We start from the raw sequence: 19,876 nt of genomic DNA, 5'->3' as shown, positions 1-19,876 counted from the left end.
GACACTTTGGCCGGCGTTCGATCGCGTATTCGTCGTTTACGCAGTCGGGCTTGTCGCGTAAACTGCCGGCCTAATCGCGAGGGGGCTCCCGAGGCTCCCGCAGAAGTGCCGAGCACTTCAGCGGGTTCATCGCCGCCCCCTTTTCCATGTCCGCAATTCGATTAGCGCCCCTAGTCCCTAGAGCCCCCAAGAGCCGATGATGAATCGCAAGCCGGCCCTGCTCGCCCTCGCCGATGGCAGCGTTTTCAAAGGTGTTTCGATTGGCGTCGACGGTCAGACGGTCGGAGAAGTCGTTTTCAACACGGCGATGACCGGTTACCAGGAGATCATGACCGATCCCTCGTACCGCCGGCAGATCGTCACCCTGACTTATCCGCACATCGGCAACGTCGGCAGCAACGACGAAGACGCCGAATCGTCCGAAGTCCACATTTCCGGCCTGGTGCTGCGCGAAGTGCCGCGCCCGCATTCCAACTGGCGCTCGACGCTCGATTTCTCGGGCTACCTGCAGCAGCACAAGGTCGTGGCGATCGCCGAGATCGATACGCGTCGGCTGACGCGCCTGCTGCGCGAAAAAGGTGCGCAGAACGGCTGCATCGTCGCCGGTGATTCGGTCGACGAAGCCGCCGCGCTGGCCGCGGCCCGCGAGTTCCCCGGCCTCAAGGGCATGGACCTCGCCAAGGTGGTGTCGGTGCGCGAGCCCTACAGCTACACCACGGGTTCGTGGGAGCTGGAATCCAACCGCGAAACGCAGTTGAAGGACGAGCGCTTCCACGTCGTCGCCTACGATTTCGGCGTCAAGCGCAACATCCTGCGCATGCTCGTCGATCGCGGCTGCCGCATCACCGTGGTGCCGGCGCAGACGCCGGCCGCGGAAGTGCTCAAGCTCAAGCCCGACGGCGTGTTCCTGGCCAACGGCCCAGGGGATCCGGAGCCCTGCACCTACGCGATCGAGGCCGCGCGCGAGTTCCTCGCCCGCAAGCTGCCGCTGTTCGGCATCTGCCTCGGCCACCAGATTCTCGGTCTCGCCGCGGGCGCCAAAACGCTCAAGATGAGCACCGGCCACCACGGCGCGAATCACCCGGTGCAGGACATGGAGTCCGGCCGCGTGCTGATCACGAGCCAGAACCACGGCTTCGCGGTCGACGAGGCGACGCTGCCGGCCAATGTGGTCGCCACGCATCGCTCGCTGTTCGACGGCTCGAACCAGGGCATCCGGCTCACCGACGCGCCGGCCTTCAGCTTCCAGGGCCACCCGGAAGCCAGCCCCGGCCCTCACGACGTCGATTACCTGTTCGATCGCTTCGTGCAGTCGATGACGGCCACCGTCTAAGGGTCGCGATGGAAGGGTTTGGAATCATCGACCTGCCGACTTACCTGCTCGGCACGTTGGTCGTCGTGCTGCTGCCCGGCCCGAACTCGCTGTTCGTGCTGAGCACCGCGGCCGGTCACGGCGTGGGCGCGGGATATCGCGCCGCCTGCGGCGTGTTTCTCGGCGATGCGGTGCTCATGCTGCTCGCGGCCGGCGGCGTGGCCTCGCTGCTCAAGGCCTACCCGGCGGCGTTCACGGTTTTCAAGTACGCCGGCGCGGCCTATTTGGCCTGGATCGGCGTGTCGATGCTGCGCAGCGTGTTCAGGGGTGCCACCGCTTCGCCCGAAGATCCGGAGCGAACGGTGCCGGTGGTCGCGACCACTGCCGATCTGTTCCGCCGCGCGCTCGTGATCAGCCTGCTGAATCCGAAGGCGATCCTGTTCTTCATGGCCTTCTTCATCCAGTTCGTCGATCCGGCCTACGCCCATTCGGTGCTGGCCTTCTCGATCCTGGGCCTCATCGCCCAGGCCATGAGTTTTGTTTACCTGAGCGCGCTGATTTTCGGCGGCGCTCGACTTGCCGGCGCGTTTCGCCGCCGCCAGCGCCTGTCCGCCGCACTCACCGGCGGCGCCGGGGCTTTATTCCTCGGATTCGGCGCGAAGCTCGCGACCGCGAGCCTGAACTGACGACGATAAGACGCCATGCCAAAACGCACAGACCTCAAAAGTATCCTCATCATCGGCGCCGGTCCCATCGTGATCGGCCAGGCCTGCGAGTTCGACTACTCCGGCGCCCAGGCCTGCAAGGCGCTGCGCGCCGAAGGCTATCGCGTGATCCTGGTCAACTCGAATCCGGCCACGATCATGACCGACCCGGACACGGCCGATGCGACCTACATCGAGCCGATCCGCTGGCAGACGGTCGCCAAGATCATCGAGGCCGAGCGGCCCGACGCGGTGCTGCCGACCATGGGCGGGCAGACCGCGCTGAACTGCGCGCTCGACCTCGCGCGCAACGGCGTGCTGAAGAAATTCAACGTCGAGATGATCGGTGCGAACGAGCATGCGATCGATCTCGCCGAAGACCGCCAGAAGTTCCGCGATGCGATGACCGAAATCGGTCTCGGCAGCGCGCGCTCGGGTGTCGCGCATTCGATGGACGAGGCGCGCTACATCCAGGAGCAGATCGGCTATCCGGTCATCATCCGCCCGAGCTTCACGCTCGGCGGCTCGGGCGGCGGCGTGGCCTACAACGTCGAAGAGTTCGAGGAGATCGTCATGCGCGGTCTCGACCTGTCGCCGACCACCGAAGTGCTCATCGAGGAATCCTTGCTCGGTTGGAAGGAATTCGAGATGGAGGTGGTGCGTGACCGCAAGGACAACTGCATCATCGTCTGCTCGATCGAGAACTTCGATCCGATGGGCGTGCACACGGGCGATTCGATCACCGTCGCGCCGGCGCAGACGCTGACCGACAAGGAATACCAACTGCTGCGCGACGCCAGCATCAAGGTGCTGCGCAAGATCGGCGTCGACACCGGCGGCTCGAACGTGCAGTTCGCGATCAGCCCGGACGACGGCCGCATCATCGTCATCGAAATGAATCCGCGCGTCTCGCGTTCGTCGGCGCTCGCCTCGAAGGCGACGGGTTTCCCGATCGCCAAGGTCGCGGCCAAGCTCGCGGTGGGCTACACGCTCGACGAACTGCGCAACGAAATCACCGGCGGCGTCACGCCGGCGAGCTTCGAGCCGAGCATCGACTACGTCGTCACCAAGATTCCGCGCTTCACGTTCGAGAAGTTCCCGCAGGCCGATTCGCGCCTGACCACGCAGATGAAGTCGGTCGGCGAAGTCATGGCCATGGGCCGCAACTTCCAGGAATCGTTGCTCAAGGCCATGCGCGGCCTCGAAACCGGTTCGGACGGCTTCGATCCGCAGGTGCCGGATTTCCGCGAAACCAACCTCGACAAGATTCGCGAAGAACTGATCACCGCGCGCAGCAAGCGCCTGTGGTTCGTTGGTGATGCCTTCCGCTCGGGCATGTCGGTCGACGAAGTGCATCGCCTGTCGAAGATCGATCCGTGGTTCCTCGAGCAGATCCACGAAATCATCGCGACCGAGGCCGAGATCGCCAAGCTCGATCGCAGCAAGATCAGCGCCGATCAGCTGCGCCGCTACAAGCGGATGGGGCTTTCGGATCGCCGCCTCGCCAAGTTGCTCGGCTACGACGAACTCGACGTGCGCAAGCTGCGTCATGCGCTCGGCGTGCGTCCGGTCTACAAGCGCGTCGATTCCTGCGCGGCCGAATTCGCCTCGACCACGGCCTACATGTATTCGTCCTACGACGAGGAATGCGAAGCCAAGCCCACCGATCGCAAGAAGATCGTCGTGCTCGGCGGCGGCCCGAACCGCATCGGCCAGGGCATCGAGTTCGATTACTGCTGCGTGCACGCGAGCCTCGCGCTGCGCGAAGACGGCTATGAAACCATCATGGTCAACTGCAATCCGGAGACCGTGTCGACCGACTACGACACCTCGGATCGCCTGTACTTCGAGCCGCTGACCTTCGAAGACGTGATGGAAATCATCGACCTCGAAAAGCCGGCCGGCGTGATCGTGCAGTTCGGCGGCCAGACGCCGCTCAAGCTCGCGCGCCAGCTCGAAGCCGCCGGCGCGCCGATCATCGGCACCACGCCCGATGCGATCGACCTCGCCGAAGATCGCGAGCGCTTCCAGAAGCTCGTCGACGAACTCAAGCTGCGCCAGCCGCCGAACGGCGTCGCCACTTCGAACGAGCAGGCGCTCGCGGTGGCCGCAAGGGTCGGCTATCCGCTCGTCGTGCGGCCGAGCTACGTGCTCGGCGGCCGCGCGATGGAAATCGTCCACGACGACGAAGACCTCAACCGCTACATGACCGAAGCGGTGAAAGTCAGCAACGACTCGCCGGTGCTGCTCGACCGCTTCCTCAACAACGCCATCGAAGTCGACGTCGATGCGCTCGCCGACGGTGAGCGCGTGGTGATCGGCGGCGTCATGGAGCACATCGAGGAAGCCGGCGTGCACTCGGGCGATTCGGCCTGCTCGCTGCCGCCGTACTCGCTGCCCAAGCACGTCGTCGACGACATCCGCGGCCAGATGGAAAAGCTCGCGCGCGCGCTCAACGTCGTCGGCCTCATGAACGCGCAGTTCGCGGTGCAGGGCGAGACGGTCTACCTGCTCGAAGTCAATCCGCGCGCCTCGCGGACCTCGCCGTTCGTGTCCAAGGCCACCGGCCGCCCGCTCGCGAAGATCGCGGCGCGCTGCATGGCCGGCCAGAGCCTGGCCAGCCAGGGCGTCGACAAGGAAATCATTCCGGCCTATTACTCGGTCAAGGAATCGGTGTTCCCGTTCGGCAAGTTCCCGGGCGTCGATCCGCTGCTCGGGCCGGAAATGCGCTCGACCGGCGAAGTCATGGGCGTGGGCGTGCACTTCGGCGAAGCCTTCAACAAGTCGCTGCTCGCGGCCGGCATGACGGTTCCGCGCCAGGGCACGGCGTTCATCTCGGTGCGCGACAGCGACAAGGCCAAGGCCGTCGATCTGGCCCGCCTGCTCGCCGCGAAGAACTTCCGCGTCGTCGCCACCCACGGCACCGCCGAGCTGATCCGCAAGGCCGGCATCGCCTGCGAGGGCGTCAACAAGGTCAAGGAAGGCCGGCCGCACTGCGTCGACATGATCAAGAACGGCGAGATCCAGTTCATCGCCAACACCACGGAAGGCAAGCGGTCGATCGAGGAATCGCGCTCGATCCGCGCCGCCGCCATCCAACACAAGCTCTGCTACTTCACGACCATCTCGGGCGCCTATGCGGCGGCCATCGCGATGGACCACCTCGACGCGCTCGACGTCAACCGCCTGCAGTCCCTGCATAGCAGCCTGACGACGGTTTAAGGTACGGTAGGGCCAGGCCGGCGCATCGTCGGCCTGGCCGTTTTTTTCTTCATCGATCAATCAACATGACCAAAACGCCTCTCACCGTCCGTGGCGCCGAAAAGCTGCGCGAAGAACTGCGACACCTCAAGTCCGAAGTGCGCCCGCGCGTCATCGCGGCGATCGCCGAGGCCCGTGCGCACGGCGATCTCAAGGAGAACGCCGAATACGCCGCGGCCCGCGAACAGCAGAGCTTCACCGAAGGCCGCATCGGCGAAATCGAAGGCAAGCTCGGCAATTCGCAAGTGATCGACGTGACGACGATGGAGAACACCGGCAAGGTGATTTTCGGCGCCACGGTGACGGTGGCCGACACGAGCAGCGAAGAAGAATTGCGTTACCAGCTCGTCGGAGAAGATGAAGCCGATTCCAAGGCTGGCCTGATCTCGTACAACTCGCCGATCGCACGCGCCCTGATCGGCAAGGAAGAGGGCGACGTGGTGGAAGTCCGCGCCCCGGGTGGATCGCGTGAGCTCGAGATCGTGAAGGTGGAGTACATCTGATGACGGGAGATGGGGAACGAGAGACGGGAGACGTAACCTCACGTCGGTTCGTCTCCCGTTCCCCGTCTCTCGTTCCCCGGCTGTTCGCATGACCCAGAAACGCAGCGACAGCAGTGCCCGCTGGCTCGCCGAGCACGAGGCCGACCTGTATGTCCAGAAGGCCAGAAAGCTCGGTTACCGCTCGCGCGCGGTGTTCAAGCTCCAGGAGATCCTCGAGAAGGACAGGCTCGTCCGTCCGGGCATGATCGTCGTCGATCTCGGGGCCGCGCCGGGCGGCTGGAGCCAGATCACGCGGCCGCTGCTCGGCAGCAAGGGCCGGCTCGTCGCGCTCGACATCCTGCCGATCGAGCCGCTCAAGGACGTCGAGATCATCCTCGGCGACTTTCGCGAAGAGTCGGTCCTGCGCGAGCTCGAATCCCGCGTCGGCGTCGCCAGCGGGATTCCGGCCGTCGACCTTGTATTGTCGGACATGGCCCCCAACATGAGCGGTGTGGACGCCGCCGATCAGGCTTCCTCTCTTTATCTATGTGAGCTGGCGCTGGAGTTCTGCGCCGGTCACTTGAAGAAGGGCGGGGCCTATGTGGTCAAGGTGTTCCAGGGTGAAGGTTTCGACGCGTATTTGAAGACGGTGCGGAGTCAGTTCGGCTCCGTCAGTATCCGGAAACCCAAGGCTTCCAGGCCTCGCAGCCGCGAGGTTTACTTGGTAGCGCGAAACTATTTGCGGGTGTAAGGTTCAAAACGAGCGGTCTGCCGCTCTGAATGGATGGGAAGGAACGCGCTTGAACGATCTGGCCAAAAATCTCCTGCTTTGGGTCGTCATCCTCATCGTATTGATGACGGTATTCCAGAGCTTCGCCGGCCGCAGCCGAGCACAACCCGAAATCGATTATTCGGCCTTCCTCGATCAGGTCAAGCAGGGCAATGTCTCCGAAGTCCTGATCTCCGGTGATCAGCTGCATGGCGAGCTGAAAGGCGGTTCGCGCTTTGTGACGATCAGCCCCGAGACCAACAACTCCGGCCTCATCAAGGATTTGATCGAAAACCGCGTCAAGTTCACGGGCGAAAAGCCGCGCGAAACGCCGCTGCTGACGCAGCTGCTGTTCAGCTTCGGGCCGATCCTGCTGCTGATCGCGGTCTGGGTCTACTTCATGCGCCAGATGCAGGGCGGGGCGGGCGGGCGCGGGGCGATGAGCTTCGGCAAATCGCGTGCCCGCATGCTCAACGCCGATCAGGTCAAGATCACGTTCAACGACGTCGCCGGCGTCGAAGAGGCCAAGCAGGAAGTGGCCGAACTCGTCGACTTCCTGAAGGATCCGGGCAAGTTCCAGAAGCTCGGCGGCAAGATTCCGCGTGGCGTGCTGATGGTCGGCTCTCCGGGCACCGGCAAGACCCTGCTCGCCAAGGCCATCGCCGGTGAAGCCGGCGTGCCGTTCTTCGCGATCTCGGGTTCGGACTTCGTGGAGATGTTCGTCGGCGTCGGCGCGAGCCGCGTGCGCGACATGTTCGAGCAGGCCAAGAAGCATGCTCCGTGCATCATCTTCATCGACGAGATCGACGCCGTCGGCCGCCATCGTGGCGCCGGCCTGGGCGGTGGTCACGACGAACGCGAGCAGACGCTCAACCAGCTGCTCGTCGAGATGGATGGTTTCGAAGGCAGCGAAGGCGTGATCGTCATCGCCGCGACCAACCGCCCCGACGTGCTCGATCCGGCGCTGCTGCGTCCGGGCCGCTTCGATCGCCAGGTCGTGGTGCCGCTGCCCGACGTGCGTGGCCGCGAGCAGATCGTCAAGGTTCACATGCGCGCCGTGCCGCTGGCGGACAACGTCAAGCCCGAGATCATCGCGCGGGCGACGCCGGGCTTCTCGGGCGCCGATCTGGCCAACCTCGTCAATGAGGCGGCGCTGTTCGCCGCCCGTGCCAACAAGCGCCTGGTCGATCACGACGACTTCGAGAAGGCCAAGGACAAGATCATGATGGGCGCCGAGCGCCGCTCGATGGTCATGTCCGAGAGCGAGAAGAAGCTCACCGCTTATCACGAGGCCGGTCACGCGATCGTCGGCCTGTCGGTGCCGGATCACGATCCGGTCTACAAGGTCACGATCATTCCGCGTGGTCGCGCGCTCGGCGTGACGATGTTCCTGCCCGAGGAGGACCGCTACAGCTACACGCTGGAGCGCCTCAACAGCCAGATCTGCTCGCTGTTCGGCGGCCGCCTCGCCGAGGAACTGATCTTCGGCTTCGACAAGGTGACGACGGGCGCGTCGAACGACATCGAGCGCGCCACCGACATCGCCCGCAACATGGTCACCAAGTGGGGCATGTCGAACAAGCTCGGGCCGCTTTCGTACTCCGAGGACAATGGCGAAGTCTTTCTGGGCAAGAGCGTGACGCAGACCAAGAGCGTCTCGGACGACACCGCCCACGCGATCGACCTCGAAGTGCGCGGCGTCATCGAGAGCAACTATGCCCGCGCCAAGCAGATCCTCGTCGACAACATGGAGAAGCTCCATGTGATGGCCGAGGCCCTGCTCAAGTACGAGACGATCGACAGCGACCAGATCCGCGACATCATGGAAGGCCGTCAACCCGGCCCGCCGGAATCCTGGAACAACGACAACAACCGCCCGAATCCGCCGCCGCGCAGCAGTGGCAGCGGGACCGGTGCCGGTGCGATGCCGCCGGTCAACCCGCGGCCGGCCGGTTCGCCCCCGTAAGGCGCGTCGCTCACACTCATCGGTAACCGAGGCCGGCCCAGCGCCGGCCTCTTTCTTTGCAAGGTTTCAATGGCCCGGCTGCAGCTTCCCGATCGAATCCTCGACCTGACCGAGCCGGCGGTCATGGGCATCTTGAACGTCACGCCGGATTCGTTCTCCGATGGCGGACGATTCACGCGGCTCGATGCGGCAGTGCTGCGCGCCGAACAGATGCTCGCCGAAGGCGCGCGCATCATCGATGTCGGCGGTGAATCGACGCGCCCTGGCGCTCCGCCGGTGCCCTTGCAGGAGGAGCTCGACCGCGTCGTTCCGGTGATCGACGCCCTGCGTCGCCGCCTCGATGTCGTGATCTCGGTCGATACGTTCAAGCCGGCGGTGATGGAGGCCGCCTGTTCCGCGGGCGCGCATCTGGTCAACGACATCCGGGCGCTCGAAGAAGGCGGCGCGCTGGCGGTCGTGCTGCGGCATCGTGCGGCGGTGTGCCTCATGCACATGCAGGGGCAGCCGCAAAGCATGCAGGCCGCGCCGCACTATGAGGACGTGGTGTCCGAAGTCACGGCTTACCTGCGTGAGCGGGCAGAGGCCTGCCTCGCAGCCGGCGTCGCGAAAGACGCCATCGTGCTCGATCCGGGCATCGGCTTCGGCAAGAACCTCGAGCACAACCTCCAGCTGCTCGCGCACACGCGGACGCTCGGGCAGCTCGGGTTCCCGCTGCTGATCGGTGTTTCGCGCAAATCGATGTTCCAGCACCTGCTCGGCCTGCCGGTCGATCAGCGGCTTCATGCGAGCCTGGCCGCGGCCTGCCTGTCGGTCTGGCAAGGTGCCGCTATCATTCGGGCCCACGATGTGCGGCCCACCGTCGAGGCGGTGAAGGTCGCCGCCGCCATCCGCCAGGCCAGCAGCACCGACACGGAGGCTCCGCCCCTTCAATGAGCAGGCAGTTTTTTGGAACCGACGGCATTCGCGGCCTGGTCGGCAAGCCGCCCATGACCCCGGAATTCGCGCTCAAGCTCGGCTGGGCGGCGGGCCGGGTGCTCGCGCGCGAACCCGGGGCGCACGTGCTGATCGGCAAGGACACGCGGCGCTCGGGCTATCTGTTCGAATCGGCGCTCGAAGCGGGTCTGTCGTCGGCGGGCGTTCGCGTGAGCCTGCTCGGTCCCTTGCCGACACCCGCCGTGGCCTTTTTGACCCGCGACGTCGGGGCGCAGGCCGGCATCGTCATCAGCGCTTCGCACAACCCGCATCACGACAACGGCGTGAAGTTCTTCTCGGCCGAGGGCGACAAGCTCAGCGATGCGGTCGAGGAGGAAATCGAGAGCTGGCTGGCCAAGGATCTGGCCTGTGTCGAGCCCGAGCAACTCGGCCTCGTCCGTCGCTTCGACGATGGTCGCCGGCGTTACGTGCAGTTCTGCTGCGACAGCTATCACGGCCCTTCGCTGCAGGGGCTGCGCATCGTGCTCGATTGCGCAAACGGCGCGGCCTATCAGGTCGGCCCGGAAGTGCTGCGCAAGCTCGGGGCCGAAGTCGTCTCGATCGCCGACCAGCCCGACGGCTTCAACATCAATCGCGACTGCGGCTCCACGCACATGGAGCACCTGCGGCAGGCGGTGCTGCAGCAGCAGGCCGATCTCGGCATCGCCTTCGACGGCGACGCCGATCGCTGCCTACTCGTCGATGCGCGGGGCAACACGGTCGACGGCGACCAGATTCTCTACATCATCGCGCGCAGCCGCCTCGAGGCCGGGCAGTTGCAGGGGCCGGTCGTCGGCACGCTGATGAGCAATCTCGGCGTCGAACAGGCGATCAGGGCGCTCGGTGTCGGCTTCGAGCGCGCCAAGGTCGGCGATCGCTACGTGCTCGAACTCATGCGTGCGCAGGGCTCCAACCTCGGCGGAGAAGGCTCCGGACACACCATCTGCCTCGATCGGGCGCGAACCGGCGACGGCATCGTCTCTGCGTTGCAGGTGCTTGCCGCGATGAGGTCTTCGGGAGCCACGCTCGCCGAGCTCGTCGCCGGCGTCAGCCTGTTCCCGCAGGTGCTCATCAACGTCAAAGTCACGGGCTCGGCCGCGCAAATCCTCCAGCAGCCGCCGGTGGCCGAGTCCGTGCAGATCTCGGAAGGCCGGCTCGGCGGGCGAGGGCGCGTGCTCCTGCGTGCTTCCGGAACCGAGCCGCTGATTCGCGTGATGGTCGAAGCCGACCAGCAATCCGCGGCACAATCCGAGGCCGAATTCATCGCATCCCGCGTGCAGGCTGCCGCGGCGCCATCCCCTCACTGACAACGACTGAAACGGAACATGACGCGCAAATATCTGGTTGCCGGCAATTGGAAAATGAACGGCTCGCTGAAGGCGAACGCCGAGCTGCTCTCGGGCATCGCGGCCAAGGCCGGCGAAGTGCCCGGTGTCGAACTGCTGGTGTGCCCGACGGCCGTGCATCTCGACTCGGTCGGCAAGTCGCTGCCGGCCGGTGTCGCACTCGGCGCGCAGAATCTGAGCGAGCAGACCAAGGCCGGCGCCTTCACGGGCGAGATCCTCGGCTCGATGCTGACCGAGCTGGGCGTTCGCTATGTGCTCGTCGGCCATTCCGAGCGCCGCTCGCTGTACGGCGAGAGCGACGTGCGCGTCGCCGAGAAGTTCAAGGCCGCCCAGGCGCAGAACCTGATTCCGGTGCTTTGCATCGGCGAGACGCTCGAAGAGCGCGAATCCAAGCAGACCGAAAGCGTGCTCACGCGCCAGCTCAACGCGGTGATCGAGCTCAACGGTATCGACTCGTTCGCCAATGCCGTCATCGCCTATGAGCCGGTCTGGGCGATCGGCACCGGCAAGACCGCCTCGCCCGAGCAGGCCCAGCAGGCGCATGCCTTCATCCGTGGCTTGTTGTCGAAGCAGAATGCTACGATAGCGGGCTCCATTCGCTTGCTGTACGGCGGCAGCGTGAAGCCGGACAACGCCAACGAGCTGTTCGCCTGTGCGGACATCGACGGCGGGCTGATCGGCGGCGCGTCTCTCAAGGCGGCTGATTTCCTCGGTATCGCGCTCGCGGCGCAATCCCTTTCGAAGTAATCCGAGTAAGTCAGCGCGACCGGCAGGCGAAGGTTTCGGGAGAAAACGCTCCCGGGATATTCCGAAGAATTCTGGAAGATTGTCTCAATGCATACGTTTCTCGTGGTTCTGCAGGTTCTGGTTGCCATCGGCGTGATCGGCCTGGTGCTGATTCAGCACGGCAAGGGCGCTGACGCCGGCGCGGCCTTCGGCAGCGGCGCTTCGGGCACCGTGTTCGGCGCGCGGGGCGCGGCCAATTTCCTGTCGCGGCTGACGGCCGGCCTGGCTTTCGTGTTCTTCCTGAGCAGCCTGGCGTTGGCCTACTGGGTTGGCGGCCGCAGTTCGGCTCCGACGAGCGTCGTCGACTCGGTTCAGCAGGCCCCGCTCAACGGCGAGCCTGCGCCGGCTGCTGCTCCTGCAGAACAGCCCGCAGCCGATCCTTCGCAGCCGGCCCCGGCCGAACAGCCGAAGGTTCCAGAGTAAAGGCGCAGCCTGATTCGCTGTTTTCGAGCCGTTGCAAACAAGTTGAAAAAATACGAAGACAAACGCGAAATCAGGTTGTAAGATGCGCGCCCTTGCCGATGTGGCGGAATTGGTAGACGCACTACCTTGAGGTGGTAGCGGGGAAACCTGTCCGAGTTCGAGTCTCGGCATCGGCACCATAATCAAGCAGTTATGAACGGCCCTTACAGGGCCGTTTTCGTTTCCTGCGGCCTCATCGCCTCTCTGCGCCGGGCGGGTGCTTTTTCATCTTTGGCGCGTCCGCTGCGGGACAATCAGGCGATGCGCAATACGGCGAGTTCGCTTTCGCGTGCCGGAGTCGCGCCTTGGAAAACAGCGCGCGGCCTGCTGGGCGCTGATGAGGTTACTTCCATCCGCTGAAGCTGTACCGCTCGAATACCTCGTCGATGTCCTTGTCGAAAATGTCGGCGATCCGACGGGCCATCGTCATGCCCGGATCGATGCAGGCGCTTTCCACGCTTCTGAATGTTCTCGGTGTAACCCCTAGCTTGCCTGCCAGGAGTGTTTGAGACCATCGGCGCTGCCGGCGAAGCTCTCGAACCTTGTTTCGCCAACCCTGCAGTGGCGCTGTCGTGGAGCCGCGAGGATGTTCGCCGGCATTTGCCGTCTTGCCCTGAGGCGAATTCACGCTTTGCTTGCTCCGTCGGCCTGATTCCCTAGCTTTTGAAGTGTTCATAAAGAGCAGAATTGCAATTCCTCGGATGGGTCATGGTCATGCCATGAGAGGCGTTGGGAATGGTGATGTCGTGGTGTTGGGGCAACCACATCCGCAGATTCGAGCTGTTCTGCTTGTACAGTTCCGGGCTGTTCTGCCCTTGCATGAGCAGCACGGCAACGCGCACCGCTGAAGCGTCGTGCGGATCGTAGGCGGGGAGCGGATCGCGAAGCTGTAATGGAAGCGTGTCGGCGTTGTCGCGCGCCATTTGCTTGAAGCGGCGATCGGCGCGGTCCCAGTATCCCGGCTTGCTGACCGATTCGACGAAGAGTCGAAGGCCCTGTTCGCGATCACCCTGCTGGATCAGCTTTGCCGCCATCTCGCGCTGCGATCTGAGGCCCGCGGCCGCGATATCGAGATTGCCTTGATGCCCCGCGGGATCGATCAAGGCGATGCTCGACACCAGGCTCGGATGGCGGATCAGCAGCTGCCACGCAATCGAGGCGCCTCTCGAGTGCCCTACGAGCTTTACGGGGCCTTCGGCCTGCTTGTGAATGAACTGCGCGAGCTGTTCGACATGGGCCTGCCAGCAGAAGGGCCTGCGATCGGCGGAAGGCAGGCGAGGGAAGTAGTGGCCCAGGCTCGGGGCCACGATTTTGAAGTGATCGCAGAGTCCGCTGATCTGCGGAATCCAGTATCGGTAGTCGCACAGCGATCCGTGGATGAACAGCAGTGTCGGGCCCCGGCCCACGCAGGCGTAGGCCATTCCATGGTGCTCGTCGAGCAGCCGCAGCTTCGGCTTTTCGAGTGAATCCATTCCCGGAACGTCAGGCCTTGCCATCATCGTCCACCGCCTCGCGAGAAGCTCATGCCGAGCCTAGAACGCGATCTGTGCGCGACCCACGATCGTGCGGCCGTCATCGGCGATGCGGTTGCCGGCCGAGCCCGGGTTGTCGATCGTCCAGTCGATGAAGTTGAGCTGGAAGCGCGTGAAATCGTTCGGATACCAGTTGAGTCCCAGCGTGAGCGCGTCACCTTTGCCCGCGGTCGGGTTGTCGGAGTAGTCCAGCGATTCGAATCTCACCGCGAGCTCGAATGCGCCGATGCCGCCTGCAGTGATGGGATGGCGCACACGCGGACGGCTCCAGATGCCGCCGCGCTCGAGATACGGTGGGGTGTCGCCGGTCAGGAACCAGCCGGCGGCGACGGCCCATCCGTTCTGTTCCGTGCTCGCCCCCGTCTCGGATTCGAGGCTGCGCGTTCCGTATTCGCCATAGGCCCAAGCGGAGGAATAGAAGTAGCCGAGTTCCGCGCCATAGCCATTGCCGGACTTCGGATCGGGCAGCGTACCGGCCGCGATGCGAAGCTGATCGTTGTAGAAGCCGCCGATCGCGATGGAGCGAGTCGGGCGAGTGACGTTCTCACTGAGCACTTCGTGGAAGCCCCAGGCGCCTATGTGAGCGACGCCGCGTTCCGTCCGGAACGGATTCCAATGCGTGCGCGCGCCGATGGTGAAGTTGTCGCTCTCGGTTCCGGGATTGTTGATGTCGTCGCCCGACACTTGCAGGCCTAGGTGCCAGCTTTTGCCGTAGATGCGCGCGGCCGCGCCGAGGCCGAAGAAGCCTCGCACCGGGATGATCGCTTGCGCGACGACGTTACGCTCGATGAATGGAGCCGAGATGGTGCCGCTCGACCCATCGAGTCCTCGATCGTTCAAGCGATTTCCAAGCGCAAACTCCGCTTGCTGGCCGAAGAAGCCGGTGGTCCAGGCCAGATAGGCCGACTTGATCAGCACATCGTTGTCGGCGAAATCGCCTTCCAGCACGTAGGACTGGCGACGTCCCAACGAACCTTCGATGCCCAGGCGCAACGATCGCGCCTGCGTCGTGATCATGTTGCGTGCGTCGATTGCGGCGCCATCGGTGCTGCCGACATCGATCAGCACTCTTCCGCGAGGGCGGAACGTCACGTTGCCATCCGGGCTCGAGAACTCCGGCGTGCCGCGGCTCCAGTCGACGAAGACCGATCGACGCTGGGCCGATTCGATCTGGGCGAGACGAGCGTCCAGCGAAAGCGGTCGTGTGTCCGACGGTTGCGCGCGGCCGATGCCACGAGCCGCGCTTGGAACGGCGCCGCCCGGTGCGGGCGCTGCCGCCGTTGCGTTAGGGCTCGTTTCGTTTGCAGGGGCGCTTCCGATTTCGCCCTGCTGCTTGGCGAGTTCGTCTTCCATCGCACCCAGCCGAGCTTTCAGCAGCTCGATTTCCTTTGCCTGGGCTTCCAAGAGTTGGGTCAGTCGGTTGAAGTCGGTCTGGTCCTGGGCTGCCGCGGGCGCAGCGATCCCCAGGCCGGCGCACAGGGCGCCAGCAAGCAATCGATTCACGGGTTCTCCTCCGTGCGTCAGCTCGTTGCGGCACTGGCCGCATCGGCGACACCGCACCGGTCATCCTCGACGAAGGGTTCGTCGGTGTCCGGCCTTGTTGTTGATCTTGTCTGTTTCGGGAACCCGTCGAGACGTCGGAGTCTTTTAGGTTCCGACGTCTCGACAGGCGGTCATCACGCGGTCTTGCGACGACGCATCTGGTTGCCGATCACCAGGGCCAGCAAGGAGATCAGAGCGGCCGCAGCGCACCAGGCGCCTGGGATCGCCTTGTTTCCGGTGGCGCCGATCAAGGCCGTGCTGATCGCCGGTGTGAATCCGCCGAAGATCGCGGTGGCGAGGCTGTAGGCCAGCGAGAAGCCGACCGTCCGCACGTGGGCCGGAATGATCTCCGTCAGATAGACGATGAAGGCGCCGTTGTAGGTTGCGTAGATCGTCGCCAGCAGGAGTTCGGTCGCCATCAATTTGCCAAAGCTGGGATCGGCGACGAGCCAGGAGGTCAGCGGATAACCCAGCGTGAGACCCAGGACCGATGCGGTGACCAGCAGCGGCTTGCGGCCTACGCGATCCGACAGCGCACCCATGATCGGCAGCAGCGTGAAGTTGGTCAGGCCGACGCACACCGTGACGAACAGGGCCTCACCGGGAGTCAGCGACAGGATCTTGCTGCCGAAGGTCGGCGTATACGCCGTGATCATGTAGAAGAACACGGTCGTCATGACCGCCATGAGCATGCCCTGCAGCACGATGCCCGAGTTGCTGCTGATGGTCCGGATCATGTCGCCCACGCGCGGATGATTCTTGCGCGCGAGGAATTCCTGCGTTTCTTCCATCTGGCGGCGAATGATGAAGAGGAACGGAATCATCACGCAGCCGATCAGGAACGGAACGCGCCAGCCCCAGTCCTGCATCGTTTCGGGCGAGAGGTTGGTGCTGACAATGAGCCCGATCAGGGCCGCGAACACCACGGCGAGCTGCTGGCTTGCGGACTGCCACGAACAGAAGAATCCGCGACGGTGGGGCGGTGCGATCTCGTTGAGATAAACCGAGACCCCGCCGACTTCCACGCCGGCGGAAAGGCCCTGGATCAAGCGGCCGATCAGCACGATCACCGGTGCGATGACGCCGATCTGCTCATACGTCGGCGTGATGGCGATCGCCAGCGTACCGACTGCCATCAGGCCCAGCGTCAGCAGCAGACCCTTGCGGCGGCCGTGCTGGTCGATGTACGCGCCGAGCACCACGGCGCCCACCGGCCGCATCAGGAAGCCCGCGCCGAAGGTCATCAACGTGAGCATCAGCGAGGCGAATTCGTTTCCGGTGGGGAAGAAGGCCTTGGCGATGTAGGTGGCGTAGTAGCCGAACACCATGAAGTCGAACATCTCCAGGAAGTTGCCGCTGGCAACGATGAAGATCGACTTGAACGAGGAGCTCTTGGGCTTCGTCGCCTGGGACGCTGCGGTCGCGGTTGGACGCGGGGTCTGCGCTACGGATGCACTGGTGCTCATGGGTTGGCCTCCTGGGCGGCCGGCTGCAGGCCGGACAAGGTGATGGTGGGATAGGCTTTTTTCGACGACAGGTAGGCGATCAGGGCGCGGGCATCGTCCTGATGGGCGGAGTAGGAGACGACGCCGGCCGAGAAGGCGGTGACCTTCTGCAACGACTCGGGCAGCAGCCCGACGATGTGAATGCCCTTGACCGGCTTGAGCTCGCTCAATTGCTGGAAACCGATCTCGGCTTCGCCACGGGCCACGATCTCGCCGACCGGGGTCGCGGGAATCATCCGGCCCTTGCGCTTGACCTCTTCGGCGACGCCGAGGCGATCGAGCAGCACGGTCTGCACGTAGACGCCGCTGGCGCTGTCGGACCAGGCCACCGAGCGCGCGCCGAGCAAGGCTTTGGCGATGGCTTCGGGCGTGGAGATGTCCGGAACCGGAGCGCCTTCACGCACGGCGATCGCGATGCGCGACAGGCCGAGGTCGATTTGCGAGCCGGGCAGGACCAGCCCCTGTTCGGCGAGCTTGTCGAGCGCGCCGCGCGCCAGGATCACGACGTCCGCGGGTTCCCGGCGATTCAGTCGTGCAGGTATCGCGTTGGCCGTTTCGCCCATCGACGGTCCGTAGGCGGTCATGATCTCGGCCTTGCTCTGGGCCTCGTACTCTTCCGACAGCGCATTGAAGGCCGCCGTGAATCCGCCCGAGGTCAAGACGTGCAGCTCGACCGCGGAGCCCGCGGCGCTCCCCGAAACGGGACCGGAATTCCCGGTCTTGCAGGCGGTCAGCGCGAGAACCAGGCCGAGTACGATGGGCAGCTTGCTACCGGCGTTTCTGAGCGACTGGCCAAGGGCCCCAACGAACGGCATCAAACCCGTCGGGCGCGCGGAATAAGCTAAGGGGGAAACGGTCATGCGGCTCAAAGCTCTCTCTCCGATATGTGCAGGCGTCGCGCCTTGCAATTTCTTTGGTGCTCGGGCGCCATCGCAGGCGGGCACCGCTTGGAGCTAAGAAAAACACAGCCGATTGCATTGATCCAATGCAATGATCGGGGCAATCTATGCGTTTGGCGCAATAATTAAACGAGTGCTGGGGGAGCAGGTGAATCGATTGATCCGGCAGCTTTGGGTCCAGATGATCGCGGGAATCGCGATCGGCACCGTCATCGGCTACTTCTGGCCCGATGTCGGAATCGCCTTGGCACCCCTGGGCGTGGGCTTCGTCAAAGCCATGCGGATGATGGTGCCGCCGATTCTGCTGTGCACGATCGTCGAGGGGATCGTGGGACATGGCGGCGCCCGCCGCACCGGCTCGACATTCGTCTACAGCGTGCTGGTGTTCTTCTTGATCACCTGTGCCGCACTGGCGATCGGCCTCGTTGCGACGCTCTTGCTGCGGCCGGGCGAAGACATGGTTTTCACCGTCGCGGCGACGGAATCGGATCTCACTCGCCATCTCGCGACCAAGCCCATTCACGGGCCCGGCGATTTCTTCTTGCGGCTCATTCCCGATACTTTTTTTTCGGCCTTTACCGCTGGCGATGTCCTTCCCGTTCTTTTCGTTGCGGCCCTGGTCGGATTCGGCTTGTTGAAGATAGGCGCGGCCGGCGAGCCCATCGTCATCGGCATCCGGGCTTTGACCAAGCTGCAGTTCGCGATCTTTGGTTACTTGATACGCGCGGCGCCGATCGGTGCCTGCGGTGCACTTGCTTACACCGTCGGTACCTATGGCCTCTCGTTCATCGGATCGCTGGGCATGATGGTCGTCACGCTGGCCGCCGCATGCGGCACGCTGATCCTGGGTTTGCTGGCGATCGTTCGCAGCGTTGCGGGCTTCTCACCGGTGAGGTTGTTCCGGCACTTCCGCGAAGAGTTGCTGGTGATCGTCGGCACTTCGTCGACCGAGGTCGTTCTGCCGCGGCTGATTTCTCGTCTCGAACAACTCGGTTGTCCTCCGAGCGTGGTCGGCCTGACGGTTCCGCTCGGCTACACGCTCAATCTCGCAGGCACCGCGGTCTATCTCATCACGGCGACCCTGTTCCTGTCCGAGGTGCTGGACATCGATCTGAGCGTCGAACGGATCGCGGTTTATCTGCTTTTGATGCTGGCAACCTCGAAAACGGCCGCTGGCGTGACGGGCAGCGGTTTCTCGGCTCTGCTACTGACCTTGTCCATTCTTCCGGACATCCCTGCCAGTGCTGCCGCGATGCTGATCGCGATCGATCGGGTGCTGTCCGTCATCCGTGCGCTGACGAGCGCGCTCGCGAACGTGTGCGCCTCGATCGTGATTTCGCGTTTTCTCGGAATGCCGCGTGCGCCTAGAACTCCGCTGCCCATGCCGCGGTAAGCAGAGCGAGCATCCGTGCCGCCGCCGGTGACAGCATCACGGCCGGGCGGCGCAGCAGGCCGATCGATCTGGAGATCGTGGGCTCGCTCAAGGGGCGCCAGACCAGATCGCGTCCATCGTGCCCGCCGCAAGCCATGCGTGGCATCACGGACGGCCCCAATCCGGCATGCACCAGCGCGAGCGCTGACGACAGGCGGGTCACTTCGTAGAACCATTTCAGGTTGATGCCGGCTTCGGCCAGTCCGGCTTCGAGCGTCGTGCGGTTGCCGCTTGCGCGATGCACCGTTATCAGGCGCTGATCGAGTAAATCGTTCCAGCCGACCTCGGCCTGCTCCGCGAGGGGATCATCTTTTCGACAGACCAGACCGTAAGGGTCATCGTGCAGGGGTTCGAATTCGAGATCGCCGCCCGGTGGAGGCGGCAGCGAAAGTCCGATCTCCGCTTCACCGCTGCGAACCGCCTGTGCGCATTCGGTGGCCGAGAGATCGAGAATGCGAACGCGGACGTTCCGATATTCCCTTGAAAACTGCTGCACGACTTCGGGCAGAAAACGCACGGTTGCGCTCGGTACGCTGGCGATCGTCAGCTTGCCCGACCGCCGCTCTCCCAAGGCCATCATGCCGAAAAGGGAGTTGTCCATTTCATCGAGCATTCGACGCAGCAGCGGCAGCACCTCCTGCCCGGCAGGGCTCAGGCGGACGTGCCGGGTGCTGCGCTCGAGCAGCGGGGTGCCGATGGCCGTCTCGAGCTTCTGAATCCGGCGACTCAGCGCAGGCTGTGAGAGGTTCAGTTGCGTGGCGGCGCCCTGAAAGCTCTTGCCATCGGCGACCGCCACGAGGGCGCGCAAGTCGAGAAGTTCGCAGTTCAATACCGTCAAGACAGCTCTCCATGATCTCGGAACGGCCCCTTTTCGGGGCGCGACAGGCGGCCTTGAATGCCGCCCGG

The 19,876-nt window shown here is 64.3% G+C and carries 17 protein-coding genes and 1 tRNA gene; 12 read left to right on the top strand and 6 right to left on the bottom strand.

The features are described from left to right. Positions 1 to 199: 199 nt before the first annotated feature. From carA to AC3WUM_RS17105, 11 genes are all read left to right on the top strand, one after another. Positions 200 to 1,333: a glutamine-hydrolyzing carbamoyl-phosphate synthase small subunit gene (gene carA, locus AC3WUM_RS17155; RefSeq protein ID WP_492411652.1), complete on the top strand. Its 1,134-nt coding sequence runs from the start codon at positions 200 to 202 to the stop codon at positions 1,331 to 1,333. 8 nt (positions 1,334 to 1,341) lie between these two features. Further along, positions 1,342 to 1,998: a leucine efflux protein LeuE gene (gene leuE / locus AC3WUM_RS17150; RefSeq protein ID WP_492411650.1), complete on the top strand. Its 657-nt coding sequence runs from the start codon at positions 1,342 to 1,344 to the stop codon at positions 1,996 to 1,998. A gap of 15 nt (positions 1,999 to 2,013) precedes the next feature. Beyond that, positions 2,014 to 5,238 carry a carbamoyl-phosphate synthase large subunit gene (carB, locus tag AC3WUM_RS17145; protein WP_492411648.1) on the top strand — a complete coding sequence of 1,075 codons (3,225 nt, stop codon included), beginning with the start codon at positions 2,014 to 2,016 and terminating at the stop codon, positions 5,236 to 5,238. Between the two features lie 65 nt (positions 5,239 to 5,303). Further along, on the top strand, positions 5,304 to 5,780 hold the full coding sequence (gene greA, locus AC3WUM_RS17140; protein WP_374679585.1) for a transcription elongation factor GreA: 477 nt from the start codon (positions 5,304 to 5,306) through the stop codon (positions 5,778 to 5,780). Between the two features lie 88 nt (positions 5,781 to 5,868). Beyond that, positions 5,869 to 6,510, top strand: a complete 642-nt coding sequence (rlmE, locus tag AC3WUM_RS17135) for a 23S rRNA (uridine(2552)-2'-O)-methyltransferase RlmE (RefSeq protein ID WP_492411646.1) — start codon at positions 5,869 to 5,871, stop codon at positions 6,508 to 6,510. A 49-nt stretch (positions 6,511 to 6,559) separates the two neighbouring features. Continuing rightward, the gene (gene ftsH / locus AC3WUM_RS17130) at positions 6,560 to 8,494 is read left to right on the top strand and encodes an ATP-dependent zinc metalloprotease FtsH (RefSeq protein WP_492411644.1); all 1,935 of its coding nucleotides are present in this window, start codon (positions 6,560 to 6,562) and stop codon (positions 8,492 to 8,494) included. 69 nt (positions 8,495 to 8,563) lie between these two features. Beyond that, complete coding sequence (gene folP / locus AC3WUM_RS17125) at positions 8,564 to 9,427, top strand: dihydropteroate synthase (protein ID WP_492411643.1); 864 nt, start codon at positions 8,564 to 8,566, stop codon at positions 9,425 to 9,427. Continuing rightward, positions 9,424 to 10,773 (top strand): phosphoglucosamine mutase, encoded by a 1,350-nt coding sequence (glmM, locus tag AC3WUM_RS17120; RefSeq protein ID WP_492411641.1) that lies wholly within the window; start codon positions 9,424 to 9,426, stop codon positions 10,771 to 10,773. The genes folP and glmM overlap by 4 nt, the downstream gene beginning before the upstream one ends. An 18-nt stretch (positions 10,774 to 10,791) precedes the next feature. Next, positions 10,792 to 11,559 (top strand): triose-phosphate isomerase, encoded by a 768-nt coding sequence (gene tpiA / locus AC3WUM_RS17115; protein WP_492411640.1) that lies wholly within the window; start codon positions 10,792 to 10,794, stop codon positions 11,557 to 11,559. Between the two features lie 87 nt (positions 11,560 to 11,646). Then, on the top strand, positions 11,647 to 12,021 hold the full coding sequence (gene secG / locus AC3WUM_RS17110) for a preprotein translocase subunit SecG (protein ID WP_492411638.1): 375 nt from the start codon (positions 11,647 to 11,649) through the stop codon (positions 12,019 to 12,021). 94 nt (positions 12,022 to 12,115) lie between these two features. Next, positions 12,116 to 12,200 (top strand) — tRNA-Leu (locus AC3WUM_RS17105). Between the two features lie 203 nt (positions 12,201 to 12,403). On the opposite strand, the gene AC3WUM_RS17100 is transcribed toward AC3WUM_RS17105, so the two are convergent. The 5 genes from AC3WUM_RS17100 to AC3WUM_RS17080 form a co-directional block, all read right to left on the bottom strand. Next, positions 12,404 to 12,688 (bottom strand): helix-turn-helix transcriptional regulator, encoded by a 285-nt coding sequence (locus AC3WUM_RS17100; RefSeq protein WP_492411636.1) that lies wholly within the window; start codon positions 12,686 to 12,688, stop codon positions 12,404 to 12,406. 28 nt (positions 12,689 to 12,716) lie between these two features. Continuing rightward, the gene (locus tag AC3WUM_RS17095; protein WP_492411634.1) at positions 12,717 to 13,532 is read right to left on the bottom strand and encodes an alpha/beta fold hydrolase; all 816 of its coding nucleotides are present in this window, start codon (positions 13,530 to 13,532) and stop codon (positions 12,717 to 12,719) included. Positions 13,533 to 13,592: 60 nt separating this feature from the next. Further along, on the bottom strand, positions 13,593 to 15,095 hold the full coding sequence (locus tag AC3WUM_RS17090; RefSeq protein ID WP_492411632.1) for an OprO/OprP family phosphate-selective porin: 1,503 nt from the start codon (positions 15,093 to 15,095) through the stop codon (positions 13,593 to 13,595). Between the two features lie 173 nt (positions 15,096 to 15,268). After that, the gene (locus AC3WUM_RS17085) at positions 15,269 to 16,600 is read right to left on the bottom strand and encodes an MFS transporter (RefSeq protein WP_492411630.1); all 1,332 of its coding nucleotides are present in this window, start codon (positions 16,598 to 16,600) and stop codon (positions 15,269 to 15,271) included. Continuing rightward, a complete protein-coding gene (locus AC3WUM_RS17080; RefSeq protein ID WP_492411629.1) occupies positions 16,597 to 17,454 on the bottom strand; it encodes a molybdate ABC transporter substrate-binding protein in 858 nt (285 codons plus the stop codon). The genes AC3WUM_RS17085 and AC3WUM_RS17080 overlap by 4 nt, the downstream gene beginning before the upstream one ends. 175 nt (positions 17,455 to 17,629) lie before the next feature. On the opposite strand from AC3WUM_RS17080, the gene AC3WUM_RS17075 reads away from it, so the two are divergent. After that, positions 17,630 to 18,931 (top strand): cation:dicarboxylate symporter family transporter, encoded by a 1,302-nt coding sequence (locus AC3WUM_RS17075; protein ID WP_492411628.1) that lies wholly within the window; start codon positions 17,630 to 17,632, stop codon positions 18,929 to 18,931. On the opposite strand, the gene AC3WUM_RS17070 is transcribed toward AC3WUM_RS17075, so the two are convergent. Further along, entirely contained in the window at positions 18,903 to 19,808 is a 906-nt protein-coding gene (locus AC3WUM_RS17070) for a LysR family transcriptional regulator (protein WP_492411627.1), read from the bottom strand. The two genes, AC3WUM_RS17075 and AC3WUM_RS17070, sit on opposite strands and share 29 nt — an antisense overlap. Between the last annotated feature and the right edge of the window lie 68 nt (positions 19,809 to 19,876).

Source organism: Hydrocarboniphaga sp. FW305-C-57, assembly GCF_058783045.1.
Note: the sequence above shows the minus strand (reverse complement) of the source record. Positions and strands in the feature narration are given on the sequence as shown.